This is a genomic window from Corynebacterium sp. 2571A (assembly GCF_055700935.1).
Genome location: NZ_JASTTE010000001.1, coordinates 464,976 through 477,533 on the forward strand (window position 1 = coordinate 464,976; position 12,558 = coordinate 477,533).

Annotated in this window: 14 protein-coding genes; 10 read left to right on the forward strand and 4 right to left on the reverse strand. The window is 68.3% G+C overall.

Features of this window, described 5'->3' with window-relative positions; translation table 11 throughout:
• The first annotated feature begins 8 nt into the window (after positions 1-8).
• The 6 genes from QQS53_RS02325 to QQS53_RS02350 all read left to right on the forward strand — a co-directional run bounded on the left by QQS53_RS02325 (position 9) and on the right by QQS53_RS02350 (position 5,611).
• Positions 9-950, forward strand: coding sequence for an exodeoxyribonuclease III (locus QQS53_RS02325; protein ID WP_472774328.1), 942 nt, complete (start codon positions 9-11; stop codon positions 948-950).
• 19 nt (positions 951-969) lie between these two features.
• The gene (locus QQS53_RS02330; protein WP_472774329.1) at positions 970-1,962 is read left to right on the forward strand and encodes a trimeric intracellular cation channel family protein; all 993 of its coding nucleotides are present in this window, start codon (positions 970-972) and stop codon (positions 1,960-1,962) included.
• A gap of 74 nt (positions 1,963-2,036) precedes the next feature.
• Positions 2,037-2,228: a hypothetical protein gene (locus QQS53_RS02335; RefSeq protein ID WP_070769226.1), complete on the forward strand. Its 192-nt coding sequence runs from the start codon at positions 2,037-2,039 to the stop codon at positions 2,226-2,228.
• A gap of 147 nt (positions 2,229-2,375) precedes the next feature.
• Positions 2,376-3,413 carry a tryptophan--tRNA ligase gene (gene trpS, locus QQS53_RS02340; RefSeq protein WP_472774330.1) on the forward strand — a complete coding sequence of 346 codons (1,038 nt, stop codon included), beginning with the start codon at positions 2,376-2,378 and terminating at the stop codon, positions 3,411-3,413.
• An 89-nt stretch (positions 3,414-3,502) separates the two neighbouring features.
• Positions 3,503-4,585 (forward strand): YhjD/YihY/BrkB family envelope integrity protein, encoded by a 1,083-nt coding sequence (locus tag QQS53_RS02345; RefSeq protein ID WP_472774331.1) that lies wholly within the window; start codon positions 3,503-3,505, stop codon positions 4,583-4,585.
• 36 nt (positions 4,586-4,621) lie between these two features.
• Positions 4,622-5,611 (forward strand): RDD family protein, encoded by a 990-nt coding sequence (locus tag QQS53_RS02350; RefSeq protein WP_472774332.1) that lies wholly within the window; start codon positions 4,622-4,624, stop codon positions 5,609-5,611.
• On the opposite strand, the gene QQS53_RS02355 is transcribed toward QQS53_RS02350, so the two are convergent.
• Positions 5,541-6,929: a D-alanyl-D-alanine carboxypeptidase family protein gene (locus QQS53_RS02355; protein WP_472774333.1), complete on the reverse strand. Its 1,389-nt coding sequence runs from the start codon at positions 6,927-6,929 to the stop codon at positions 5,541-5,543. The two genes, QQS53_RS02350 and QQS53_RS02355, sit on opposite strands and share 71 nt — an antisense overlap.
• Positions 6,930-6,968: 39 nt before the next feature.
• Between QQS53_RS02355 and QQS53_RS02360 the strand changes: the two genes are divergently transcribed.
• The gene (locus QQS53_RS02360; protein WP_472774334.1) at positions 6,969-8,003 is read left to right on the forward strand and encodes a hypothetical protein; all 1,035 of its coding nucleotides are present in this window, start codon (positions 6,969-6,971) and stop codon (positions 8,001-8,003) included.
• A gap of 3 nt (positions 8,004-8,006) precedes the next feature.
• The gene (locus QQS53_RS02365; RefSeq protein ID WP_472774335.1) at positions 8,007-8,696 is read left to right on the forward strand and encodes a type 1 glutamine amidotransferase domain-containing protein; all 690 of its coding nucleotides are present in this window, start codon (positions 8,007-8,009) and stop codon (positions 8,694-8,696) included.
• A gap of 108 nt (positions 8,697-8,804) precedes the next feature.
• Here the strand turns inward: QQS53_RS02365 and QQS53_RS02370 are convergent, their stop codons facing one another.
• The 3 genes from QQS53_RS02370 to QQS53_RS02380 are packed head-to-tail and all read right to left on the reverse strand — an operon-like array spanning position 8,805 to position 11,354.
• A complete protein-coding gene (locus QQS53_RS02370; protein ID WP_472774336.1) occupies positions 8,805-10,043 on the reverse strand; it encodes a hypothetical protein in 1,239 nt (412 codons plus the stop codon).
• A 52-nt stretch (positions 10,044-10,095) separates the two neighbouring features.
• Positions 10,096-11,067 (reverse strand): C40 family peptidase, encoded by a 972-nt coding sequence (locus tag QQS53_RS02375; protein WP_472774337.1) that lies wholly within the window; start codon positions 11,065-11,067, stop codon positions 10,096-10,098.
• A complete protein-coding gene (locus QQS53_RS02380) occupies positions 11,067-11,354 on the reverse strand; it encodes a transducer protein Htr23 (RefSeq protein ID WP_472774338.1) in 288 nt (95 codons plus the stop codon). The genes QQS53_RS02375 and QQS53_RS02380 overlap by 1 nt, the downstream gene beginning before the upstream one ends.
• A gap of 76 nt (positions 11,355-11,430) precedes the next feature.
• Between QQS53_RS02380 and upp the strand changes: the two genes are divergently transcribed.
• Together upp and QQS53_RS02390 are read left to right on the forward strand one after the other, a co-directional pair.
• A complete protein-coding gene (gene upp, locus QQS53_RS02385) occupies positions 11,431-12,066 on the forward strand; it encodes a uracil phosphoribosyltransferase (RefSeq protein ID WP_472774339.1) in 636 nt (211 codons plus the stop codon).
• A 77-nt stretch (positions 12,067-12,143) separates the two neighbouring features.
• The gene (locus QQS53_RS02390) at positions 12,144-12,488 is read left to right on the forward strand and encodes a helix-turn-helix transcriptional regulator (protein WP_472774340.1); all 345 of its coding nucleotides are present in this window, start codon (positions 12,144-12,146) and stop codon (positions 12,486-12,488) included.
• Positions 12,489-12,558 lie beyond the last annotated feature (70 nt).

Consider the following 12,558-nt stretch of genomic DNA (forward strand, 5'->3'; position numbering starts at 1 on the left):
TTTGCAGCATGAGCTTTACCATCGCCACCGTCAACGTCAACGGCATCCGCGCGGCCTGCAAACAGCGCAATGAGAACAACCCGGGCATGAACGCCTGGCTGCAAGAAACTGATGCTGACGTGGTGCTGATGCAAGAGGTGCGGGCCTCGCAGGCCCAGGCCGAAAAGGCCCTGGCCCCGGCCCTAGAGGCCGGCTGGCACCTGGCGATGGCCGAGTCCCTGGACCCGGGCACCAAGGGCCGGGCCGGGGTGGGCATTTTGTCCCGCACCCCGCTGCGCGACGTCGTGGTCGGGCTGGGCACCTTCGGTGATTCCGGGCGCTGGATCGAGGCCACCGTCGAGGACCCGGCGGCCGCCGCTGGCGGCAGCGCCCTGCGCGTGGCCTCGCTCTACCTGCCGAGCGGGGACACCGGCACGGCCAAGCAGGACCAGAAGTACCGCTTCCTGGGGCAGTTCTCCGAGGTCCTGGCCGAGCGCGCGGAAACTTACCCGCAGATGGTCATCGGCGGCGACTGGAATATCTGCCACCGCTCCCAGGACCTGAAGAACAACAAGCCCAACGAGAAGGTCTCCGGCCACCTGCCGGAGGAACGCGCCTTCATGGACCACGTCTTCGGCAGCTTCCCGGACGCGAACCCGCAGGACAAGGCCGGCCTGGGCGACTGGCGCGGGGTAGTGGACTACCCGGGCGGCGAGGTCTGGGCCACGGCGCAGGAACCGGCGTGGTTCGACGTCGACCGGCGCCTGCACCCGGACCCGGAGCAGGACGGCCCGTACACCTGGTGGACCTACCGCGGCCAGGCCTTCAACAACAACGCCGGCTGGCGCATCGACTACCAGGCCGCCACCCGGGCCATGCTGGACCGCGCCCAGTCTAGCCGCGTGGACAAGGCGCCCACGGTGGAACAGCGCTGGTCGGACCACTCCCCACTGCTGGTGACCTACGCTTAAGAAACGGCGGGAGAATAGATTGACCCCACTGTTTAGCGTTCTCTACATCATCGGAATCACCGCCGAGGCAATGACGGCCGCGCTGTCCGCCGGGCGGCAAAAACTCGACCTCTTCGGCGTGACCCTGCTGGCCGCCATTACGGCCTTGGGCGGGGGCACGGTGCGCGATATGGTGCTCGACGACTACCCGCTGACCTGGGTGGGTCAGCCCAAATACCTCGTCTTCGTGCTGGTAGCGGCACTTATCACGGTGTGGATGTCGTTTTTGATGCACTACTTCCGGCACCTGTTTTTGATCCTGGACGCGCTCGGCCTGGCGGTCTTTTCGGTGCTGGGTACGCAGGCCGCGCTCAACCTGGGGCACGGCTTCGTCATCGCCTCCGTCGCCGCCATCATCTCCGGCGTCTTCGGAGGCATCCTGCGCGACCTGCTCTCCGACCGCGTGCCGCTGGTCTTTTCCGGCGAGTTCTACGCCTCCATCTCCCTGGCCGCCACGGCGGTCTACATGCTGCTGCTGGAGGCCGGCCTGAGCGTGGAGATCACCGCGATCGTCACCGTCATCTTCGGTTTCTGCGCCCGCCTGTGGGCCATCTACTCCAAGCGCGGCCTGCCGGTCTTCGAGTACAAGGGCGCCGAGCAGCCCATCGACCCGCGCCTGCGCCTGTCCGCCCGCCTGGTGCGCGACGGGGCGCGCTCGATGAAGCGCCGCGCCGGCAGCCTGGCCAGCGGCCGGAGCCTGCGCTTCGACGCCTCCGCCTATACCTCGGTCAACCGCCAGACCGGCAAGCACGCCCGCGGCAACCGGGACCGCGATCCGCAGCAGCAGTGGGTCATCCAGCGCCCCCGCAAGGCCGCCCAGCCCACCCGGCACGCCAAGCCGGACCCGAAGCGCCAAACCGCGGCGCCCAAAAAGCCCAAGCCCAAGCCCAAAGCCAAGTGGCCGCGCCTGCCGAAGGGCGGCCTGCCGCGGCGCAGCCGCCCGGATGAGGGGCAGTGGGAGCAGAACGATTAAGGCAATCTGCGTGCCCGGGTGCTAAACTATGGCACGCACAATATTTCCCGGAAAACTTGGAGTTAATAGAAACTATGGCGCGCGCAATCATTTACTTCGTGCTCGGTGCTGTCTTGCTGGCACTCGGTATCTGGTGGTGGACCGTGATGGGCCCGAGCTTTGCCTTCCTGCTCCCGACCATCACGATGGGCATCGGCGGCGCGTTCATGGTGGCCGGCTGGGCCGTCCTGATGGACGTCAAGAGCCCCACCAGCCGCAAGCTCTAAGCTTTCTAAGCAAGCACCCACCGCCAGGCACCGCGTTGCCCGGCGGTTTTTCATGCCCGGTGGTTTTTCATGCCTGGCGGCGGAGGATTCGCGCCCGGGAGGGGGCGTTGTGACTCGGGCGGGGGTAACAGGGATTACACTTGAGTTATGACTGATCAGAACGCGAACGCGGCCGCGGCCGCGACCACCCGAGTACTATCCGGCATCCAACCCACGGCGGATTCCTACCACCTGGGCAATTACTTGGGAGCGTTGAAGCAGTGGATCGAGCTGCAGAACAACCACGACGCGTTCTACTTCATCCCGGATCTGCACGCCATTACCGTCGAGCAGAACCCGGAGGAGCTGCGCCAGCGCACCCTGGCCGGGGCCGCGCAGCTTATCGCGCTGGGCATTGACCCGGACAAGTCCACCCTCTTCGTCCAGTCGCACGTGCCCGCCCACGCGGAGCTGACCTGGGTCCTGCAGTGCCTGACCGGCTTCGGCGAGGCCTCCCGCATGACCCAGTTCAAGGACAAGTCCGCCAAGCAGGGCTCGGAGCGGACCTCCGTGGGCCTGTTTACCTACCCGGTGCTCATGGCCGCGGACATCCTGCTCTACTCGCCGCACTACGTGCCGGTGGGCGAGGACCAGCGCCAGCACCTGGAGCTGACCCGCAACTTGGCGGAGCGTTTCAACGCCAAGTACGGCGAGACCTTCCGCATGCCGGAGGCCTTCATCCCGGAGGGCTCCGCCAAGATTTACGACCTGCAGGAGCCGACGGCGAAGATGTCCAAGTCGGGCGACAACCCGAAGGGGATTATCAACCTGCTGGATCCGCCGAAGACCTCGGCCAAGCGCATCAAGTCGGCCGTGACGGACGACCTGGGCGTGGTGGCCTTCGACCGCGAGACCCAGCCGGGCGTATCCAACCTGCTGGCCATCCAGTCCGCGCTGACCGGCACGGCCATCGACGAGCTGGTGGGATCTTACGCCGGCAAGGGCTACGGCCACCTGAAGGTGGATACCGCCGACGCCCTGGAGGCGTTCACCACCCCGCTGAAGGCGCGCTTCGACGAGCTGATGGCGGACCCGGCCGAGATCGAGCGGATCCTGGCCCGCGGCGCCGAGCGCGCCTCTGAAGTGGCCCAGCCCCTGGTAGACGACGTCTACGCCAAGGTAGGTTTCCTGCCTGCGCGCCGATAAGCAATTGCGGTTAAGCTGTCAAGACAGCCGCAGGAAATAACTTAGCCCGCAATCAAGCCCGTCCCCCGAACCCAAGAGGAGAGCCCGTCGTGGCAGCCAAGACCACCTCGCGCCGCGAGAACACCGACCAGTACGGCATCGAGCGCACCCGCCAGGATGAACCCGGCGCCGTAGACAAGCTGCGGGACAAGTCCCGGATTGTCGAGCGCACCATGCGCATGCAGGAGCGCTATTCCGCCGAGGGCGGCAACCAGTTCGCCGCCGGCATTACCTACTACTCGGTGCTGGCCATGTTCCCGATCCTCATGCTGGCCATGGCCGCAGTCGCCGCCGTGCTCGCCAACCGCCCGGACCTGTTCGAGCAGGTCCAGGACCAAATCAGCAACGCCGTGGACGGCGACCTGGGCGATACCCTCAACGAGGTCCTGCAGACGGCCGTGGACCAGCGCGGCGCCATGTTCGGCATCGGTGGTATTACCGCCCTGTGGTCCGGCCTGGGCTGGATGAACAACCTCCGCGTGGGCATTTCCGCCATGTGGCGCATCGACGCCACGGAGGGCGGCAACTTCGTGGTCAAGAAGCTCAACGACCTGATTGGTCTCATCGGCCTGCTGCTGGCCTTCGCCGTGGCCTTCGGCGTGACCGCCGCCGGGACCTCCGGCCTGACCCAGAAGATCTTCGAGTGGGTGGGCATCGAGTCCTTCCCCGGCATGAACTTCGTCCTCTTCGCCGCCGGCCTGGTGGTCGGCCTCATCGCCAACTTCCTGGTCATCTGGTGGCTGGTGGTCGTGCTCCCGCGCACCAAGGTCCCGGCCAAGTCGGGCCTACAGGGCGCGCTGCTGGGCGCCATCGCCTTCGAGGTCATCAAGCAGCTGTCCACCGTCATCATGTCCTCGGCCACCGGCTCCCCGGCCGGCGCGGTCTTCGGCCCGGTCATCGTGCTGATGATTGTGATGTACCTGATCTGGCGCGTGGTGCTCTACGTCTCCGCCTGGACCGCGACCACCGATGAGTCGCTGGCCCAGACCCCGCTGCCGGCGCCGGAGCCGGCCGTCATCCGCGTGCGCAACGAGGTCCACGAGGGCCCGAACACCGGTGTTACCCTGGGTGCCGGCGCGGCCATGGGCGCTGCCGCCGCCGGTATACTGGCACTGCTCAACCGCAAGAAATAAGTTTTTAACGAGGTAATTTAAGCGAGGTTTTCCCGGATGGCCACTGCGCACAATCTCTACCAGGCGCACCAACTCGATACCAGCGATAGCTGCCAAGCCCTGGGGATCATCATGGCCGGCCGGGACGCGCGCCTGCAGAGCCAGGGCGAGTCCGAGCAGTCGCCGCAGCGCCGCGAGGCCCAGCTGGTCTTCGCCGTGCTGTCCAACCCGCAGCGCCGCGAGCTCTACGATGCCGCCGTCTCCGCCGGCCGCAGCGTCGACTGGTCCGACCTAGAGCACCTAGCCAACTTCGATCGCTGGCCGGATCCGAACCTCGCCCGGCCGGTCACCCAGGCCGACAACCAGCAGCCGCCGCAACAGCCGCAGCAGGCCCAGCAGTTCTTCCAGCAGCCGCAGCGGCAGGAGCAAACTCAGCAGGGTTCGCCCTACGGGCAGCCGCAGACGCAGTACGCCCCGCCGGCGTCCCCGTACGCGCAGCCCTTTAACCCGCACCAGGTGCCCACCCAGAGCGCGAACCTGCCGGCGGCCCAGCGCTACTCGAATGCGGTGGCGGCCAACCCGGAGGTCGAGCGCATCGCTGCCCGCCCGAGCGCCGGCGGTCGCTTCGGCATGGCCCTGGCCGATGGTTTCATCGCCACCTTCGCCTCCGGCCTGGTCGGCGGTCTGCTGGCCGCCGGCGGTGGGGTGCTCTCCGACGCGATGAGCGGAACGCTGGGAGTTGTGGTCTTCACCCTGCTCTTCATCGCCTATTTCCTAGGCTTTGAGACCTACCTGGGCGGCACCCCGGTCAAGCGGATGATGGGCTATAAGGTCGCCAACGTGGAGACTGGCCGGAACCTGACCCTGGGCGAGTCCGCCAAGCGGCAGTGGTTCCGCGTCGTGCAGATCATCCCCGGCCTGGGTTCGCTGGTCTCCCTGGGTGGTTCTCTGTTCGTGCTGGCTTCTATCAGCCCTTCTAACGAGCTGCGTGGTTCCCACGACCGCTGGGCCGACGCCGAAGTAACGAAAAAGCCGCGGCAGCAATAACGATTACGGCCACCGCCGCCACCGCGGCGATGCCCAGCCAGCCGTCTGATTTCTCGATCCAGCTGGCGCGCTGGTGGGTGCCGGCATCCGCCGGAGGGGCGGGCGTGGGGGTCGCGTCCTGGGCGGCGCTATCTTTTTCCTTGTCGTCCGCTTCCTCTTCGTCGAGGCTGCCGATGCCGGCCCCGGCCGGGACCTCGTAGGCGGCGTGGAGGAGCATCTGGGCCTGCTGCCAGGCCCGCGGGCCGTGCTCGATGGTGGTGTCCAGGATGACGGCCTGCAGGCGGCGGCCGTCGCGGTCGAGGGCGCCGACGAAGGTGTGGTGGGCGTCGTCCGTATAGCCCGTCTTGCCGCCGATTCCGTCCGGATCGTGCATGAACAGCCCGTTGTCGTTGCCCAGCTCGTAGCCGGGGTGATCCTCGTAGCCGGGGAAGTCCACGGACTCGGTGTTGACTATGCGCGCGAAGGTCGGGTTGGCATAAGCTGCGCGGTAGATGCGGGAGATGTCCCGGGCGGACGTCGACATGCCGGGCGCGTCTAGGCCGGAATAGGACGCGGCAAAGGTCGAGGTGGTGCCCAGCTCGCGGGCCAGGGCGTTGACCTTTTCTAAGGCCTTGGTGTCCCCGCCGAGCTCCTGGGCCAGCGCGTGGGCGGCGTCGTTGCCCGAGGCCATGAGCAGGCCCTGGAGGAGCTGTTCGATGGTGTAGCGCCCGCCGGCGCCGATCCCGACCGAGGAGCCGGTGATGCCGGCGGTCTCCTCGTTGGCCACGACCTCCTTGTCGAGATCCAGCTCGTCGATGGCGACCAGCGCCAGCAGGGCCTTGATGATAGAGGCCGGGCGGTAGCGCCCGTCCGGATCCTTCTGCGCAATGATCTCGCCGGTGTCGATGTCGCTTACCATCCAGGCGCTGGCGACGACCTCGGGGCTGAGAGCGAAGCCCTCCGGCGCGGTGACACCGCAGGCAGCGCCCTCCACCGGCGGCAGCGGGGAGGGGGATTCCTGGCCGGGCGCGAGGTTCTCGGAGGTGGTGCTCGGCTTGGCCGGCACGAGGGAGTGCGGGCAGTCGTTGGTATCCGGCGCGGTGGTGCGGATGGAGCTGCTCGGCTCGTCGCCGGTACCGTCGTCCTGCAGGCCCTCGGCGGCCTCAGCGTCGGTCAGATCGGCGGCGGGGTCCTCAAAACCCTCGGGCACCTCGGCAGCCGGATCTCCCGGCCCGGCCTCCTGGGCCTGGGCGGCGACTCCGGCGGGGGAGTGGGCCGCCACGACGGGTGCGGGGGCGACGAGGGCTGCGGCTAGAGCTGCAGTGATAATTCTTTTCATGGCATGACATATCTTAAAGGCACACCTACTATGGCCGGTATGCATGACGCACCATTAATTAGTCCGGAAAACAAAGACGCGGACGCGGACGTTGTCGCCCAGCTGCCGAAGATCACCCTCTTCGAGGAGCTGGGCGCCACGGTCGCGCAGGCCGGCAGCCCGGCGGATCTCACCGCGGCGGTCTCCGCGCACCTGCAGCGGCTGGTAGACGACCACGTGGTCTACGCGGAGCTGCGCTTTAACCCGGCCCGCACCCAGCTCGCAGCGGAAGAGGCGCTGGCCGCGGCCGTGGCCGGGCTGGACGTCGAGGGCATCGATGCCCGGATCATCGTCACCGCCGAGCGCGGCGCACAGGATCCTGTGGCCGTGACCCAGCTGGCCCAGCTCACCGTGGCCCAGCACAGCGGCAAGATCGTCGGCTTCGAGCTCGCCGCGGATAACGGCCAGGAAGGCCATGACGACCAGGCCGCGGCGCCGCTGGCCGGCTTCGCCGAGGCCTTCCGGGCCCTGCGCGAGGCCTACGTGCCGTTCGCGGTGCGGTTGACGGCCGCGGGTCAGGCAGAGGACATCGGCCAGGCGCTGCAGGCGGGCGCGACGCGGCTGACGCTGACGGCCGGCATCATCGATGACTTCAGCGCGACGCTGGAGGGCATCGAGCCCGGCCGGGTCTCGGCCTGGGTGCGCGACCGCCACATCCTGCTGGATGCCGCACCCCGCTTCGAGGTGGACCGCGGCGAGATCGAGGAGCTGGTCGACCACCCGCTGCCGCTGCTGCAGCAGCTGGGCTTTAACTGCGCGGTCAGCTCCGGGGCGTGGGACACCGGCACGATGACCGAGCAACTCAGTGCCCTGGCGGAAACCTTCGGCTACGGGCTGGAGGAATTCTTCGACCTGTCGGTCAACGCGATAGAGCACTCCTTCGCCACCCAGGAGGACCGCCAGCACCTGCTGGAAACGGTGTTCCTGCCGGCCTACGAGGAGCTCTCCGACGCCGAATTCGCCGAGGACCACCACGAAAACGACGGCGCCGAAGACACCCCAGGTGCTGCCGAAACCCCAGGAAAAGAGGTATAAACCATGTCGAAAGTACTGTTCGTAATCTCCGCGGCGCAGGAATGGACGCTGGCCGACGGCAGCACGCGTGAGACCGGCTTCTGGGCCGAAGAGCTCGTCGCCCCGCACCGCACATTTGCCAACGCGGGCTGGGAGATCGCTTTTGCCACCCCGGGCGGGCGCGAGCCCGTCGTGGACGAGGCCAGCCTGGACAGCCTGAACGAGATGCAGCGCGAGTCCCAGGAGGACTACCTGACGGCCATCCACTACGAGCTGTCCCAGCCGCTGGATCTGGCCGAGGTCGACGAGGCCGACTACGACGTCGTCTTCTACCCGGGCGGCCATGGCCCGATGGAGGACTTGGCTGAGGACGCCACCTCGGCGGCCCTGCTGGCCCGCCGCCACGCGGCCGGCCGCCCCCTGGCGTTGCTGTGCCACGCGCCGGCGGCGCTGCTGGCCGTGCCGGCCGAGGAGAATGGCGAGTGGCCGTTCGCCGGCTACGAGATGACCGCCTTCAGCGACGTCGAGGAGGGCGAGGAGACGCTGGCGAAGGCGAAGTGGAGCCTGGAGCAGCGCCTGCGGGAGCTGGGCGCGGACTACCGCGCCGCGGATCCCCTCCAGCCCAACGTGGTCAAGGACCGCCACCTGTTTACCGGCCAGAACCCGGTCTCCTCGGAGCCGCTGGCCCAGCGCATCCTGGCCGCGCTGCGCTAGTCAACAAGCAAAAAGCCAGCACCGAAGATAATCACTCGGTGCTGGCTTTCGCTATGCCGGCTGCCTTTCGCGCCGGTGGCGGGCCTAACCTTGGCCTAAGAATGTGGCCTAGAACTTGGAGAAGCGCTTGACCAGCATCTCCTCGAGCTCCTTCCACGCCTCGGCGTGGTCGTTAAACGGCTTGGACGGCACGTAGCCGGCCTGCTCGGTCGAGCCCAGCATGTAGCCCAGGTAGTCCTGGAAGCGCGGGTGCGACAGGAAGAAGGAGTACACCGAGTCGTCGCCGGCCCAGTCGGCGGCATCCGCGCAGATCTCGTAGCAGCGGTTCATCTGCTGCGAGTCGACGTGCTCCGGGCCCTTCTCGATGTCCCGGGCGATCCCGTTGAAGGTGTACTGGTTGTCCGGGTGGACGGTGACCTCGAGCTCGCCGGCGTTGCCGGCGTTGACGATGTCCTCCCAGGTGGACACGCGGGCCAGGTCGTGGTCGTCGTTCTCGATGACCCAGCGGGCCAGGTGCTTGCCAGTGGGGAAGGTGAAGATCTCGCCCCACTTGCCCAGAAAGACCGGGGAGGAGCCCAGGTAGGTGCGCAGCGTGTACACGGACTTCTGGTCGATGGTGATTTTCACCGGGTCGATGCCGGCGGCCGCCCAGATGGACTTGTCATAAGGATCGGCGGCCTCCTCCTCGGCCTTGCGGGCCGCGGCGGCGTCCTCGCGGGCCTTTTGGGTGGCCGCGGCGGCCGCGGTGATGCGCTGGTCGGCGTCCTCGACCTGCGCGGAGTCGAACTCGGCGCTATCCACCACCTGGGTGTGGGCCTCCAGGTCGTCCAAGACCTCGGCCCAGTTGCCGGCGACCACGCTGCCGACGCCGGTCCACTCGCTCATGCCCTGCGGGCCGGCGTAGTGGTCGGCGCCGCGGGCGACGTTGCGCAGCAGGGAGTGGCTGGCGAAGAAGATCACGGAGTGCTCCGCGCCGGAGACCTCCGCCAGGGACTGGGTCAGCTCGAAGTTGCGGGCCACGGTGCCGACGTTGTCGTGGCTGGGCGCGCCCGCCAGGCGGTTGGGCACGTCCACTAGGTCGTAGACGTCGCGGGTGGCCGGGGTGATGCGGTCCTCGCCGCGGGCGGCGAAGGCCTGCCACTCCGGGTGATCGAGCAGATCGTGTTTGTGGTCGGATTCCACGTAGCACAGCAGCTCGGCGGCGGAGCCGAACAGCAGGACGGATTCGTCATTGCCTAAGAAGGCCTGCCACTCGGAGCCGTCTTGGCGCCATTTCGGGGCCCACAGGGTGAAGTAATCACCGGCGGGCAAACTCAGCTTTACGGGAACGATCGCGCGGGTGCTCATGGCGTTTAAGTCTACCCAAACCTCTCGCCCGGATAGGCGACCCGCCCGGGCTTTAGCCAGTAGGCCGCCAGAATCCGTGGAACTGCATCCCGATGTTGGAGGTGCGCACCGGGTTGACCTGGACCGGATCGCCGGCCTCGACCATCTGGCCGTTGCCGGCGTACATGGCCACGTGCCCGTCCCATACCGCCAGGTCGCCCTCCTGCAGCTCGCTGGCGTCCACCTGCCGGCCAACGGCCTGCTGGTCCGCCGTGCGCGGCAGGTCGACCCCGGCCTGGGCGTAGGCCCACTGGGTCAGGCCGGAGCAGTCGAAGCCGTTCGGGGTCGTCCCGCCCCAGACATAGGGCGTGCCCTGCTGGGACAGCGCGGCCTTCACCGCCGCCTTGCCCGCGGCGTTGCCGCCGTCCTCCCCGCCGGTATCCACCGGGTGGGCGACCGGCTCGACCTCGTTCTCCGGCGCGGTCTCCGGCAGGGCCGCCGGTGTGCTGCCCGCCCCAGTACCCGGAGAGGCCGCGCGCTCCTCGAGCGCGGCGACCGCATGCGCGCCGCGTTCTTCCGACGGCAGGGCGGAGCCTATGTGGGAGGCGGCGATGTCGGCCAGCGGCTGCGCGGCCGCGGCGAGTTCCTCGACCAGCTGGGCCACGCGGGCGCCCGCGCGGGCGACGAACTGCTGGGCCAGGGCCGCCAGCTGGGCGGCCGCCGCGGCGCGGGCCGCCGGGTTGATGGTCAGCATGCCGAGCGCGATGGGCAGGGCCTGGCGCCCCAGCTCCACGGCGATGCCTACGATGTCCCCGCCGGCGGCAAAGACCAGGTCCCGGCCGCGCGCGAGCGCCTGGTGCAGGGATTCATGGTCGCTGGCCAGGGCGCCGGCGGCCGCCAGCACCGGGGTGGCGTCGGTCTGACTGATGCGTGCGAGCGGCTCCACCGCGGCGACGTCGGGGTGGACGGGCAGCTGAGCGCCGGCGGGGAGGTCGGCCGGGCGCATCTCGGAGATGGTCTTGAGGGCCTGGGTGATGACCTGCATTAGGAACCTCCCGCGTGGGCGCTAAAACGGCCGGCGGTGTGTTCGTCGGTGGCGGAAGCCGCCGCGGCCAGGGCGTAGCCGGCCCGGGAAATATGCGCCAGGTCCGCGCGCAGGCGCTCGGTGCGCTGGTTGATATTCGTCACAGCGGCGGCCAGGTGGGCGCCGAAGTCGTGCGTGGCGGCATCCAGGGGGACAACGGGCGGGGCAGGCAGGCTGCCCTGGGCGTTGCGGGCTACGTCGGTGGCTAGTTGGCGGGTCAGGTCTGGGTCAACGTCGAGAATGCTCATGCCTTCTTAGACTGCGCGGGCGCCGACACGGTTCCCGCCACTTTCTGCGTCCCGTCGATGCCCTACGATGGGGGACATGGAAACCTACGTTGTTGATCACCCCCTCGCGGCGTCCCGCCTGACCCTGATGCGCGACGCCCGCAGCGATAACGCGGCCTTCCGCGCCGCGCTGAAGGACCTGGGCACCATGCTGGTCTACGAGGCCGCGCGGAACCTGCCGGTGGAGCACTTCGACTGCCGGACCCCGGTGGACGTGGCGGAGGGCACCCGCCTGCAGGACCCGCCGATCATCGTGCCGATCATCCGCGCCGGCCTGGGGATGATCGACCCCGCGCTGGCGATGATCCCCGACGCCCAGGTCGGCTTCATCGGCATGGCGCGCAACGAGGAGACCCACGAGCCGGTCCCGTACCTGGAGGCCCTGCCGGAGGACCTGTCCGGCCGCACCGTCTTCGTGGTCGATCCCATGCTGGCCACCGGCGGCTCGTTGCTGCACTCGCTGCGGCTGCTGGCCGACCGCGGCGCCACCGATATCACCGCCATCTGCATGGTCTCGGCGCAGCCGGGTGTGGACGCGCTGGCCAACTCGGGCCTGCCGGTGCGCCTGGTCACCGCGTGCATCGACCCGAGCCTGAACGAGGAGGCCTACATCGTGCCCGGCCTGGGCGACGCGGGTGACCGCCTCTACGGCCCGCGCAACATCGACTTCTAAGCTAGGCTTTAAGGCGCACATCATCGAGCGTCTTCCACGGGGGTGGGGAAGTTTTGACTACGGTTGCGCGTCCGGCCTTGAGCTTTTGGAAATCCTGCGGGGAATTATTCGCCAGTAACCTGCGCACAGCGCGGGTGCGCCGCGGCCTGTCCCAGCGGGCGCTGGCGGATATCTCCGGCGTCTCCCGCAACCAGATAGGCAACCTGGAGCGCGCCCGCGCCGCGGATCCGACCGTCTCCACGGTCTACAAGCTGGCCTTGGCCCTGGAGATCCCGCCGGCGGTCTTGCTGCCGTACACCCGGCAGTTTGCGGCCTCGCTGGTGGCCGAGGTCTCCGACGTCGCCGCCTTCTCGCCGGCCTACGTGCGCCAGCGCCGCCGCGAGGCGAGAAGCCAGCCCTTCCCGGCCGCGCGGGCACGTTGAGGGGCCGGCTGTTGGCGCCCGGGGGAGGGGCGGTTATACTGGGCGACTAACTGAACAGCATGGTCTAGTT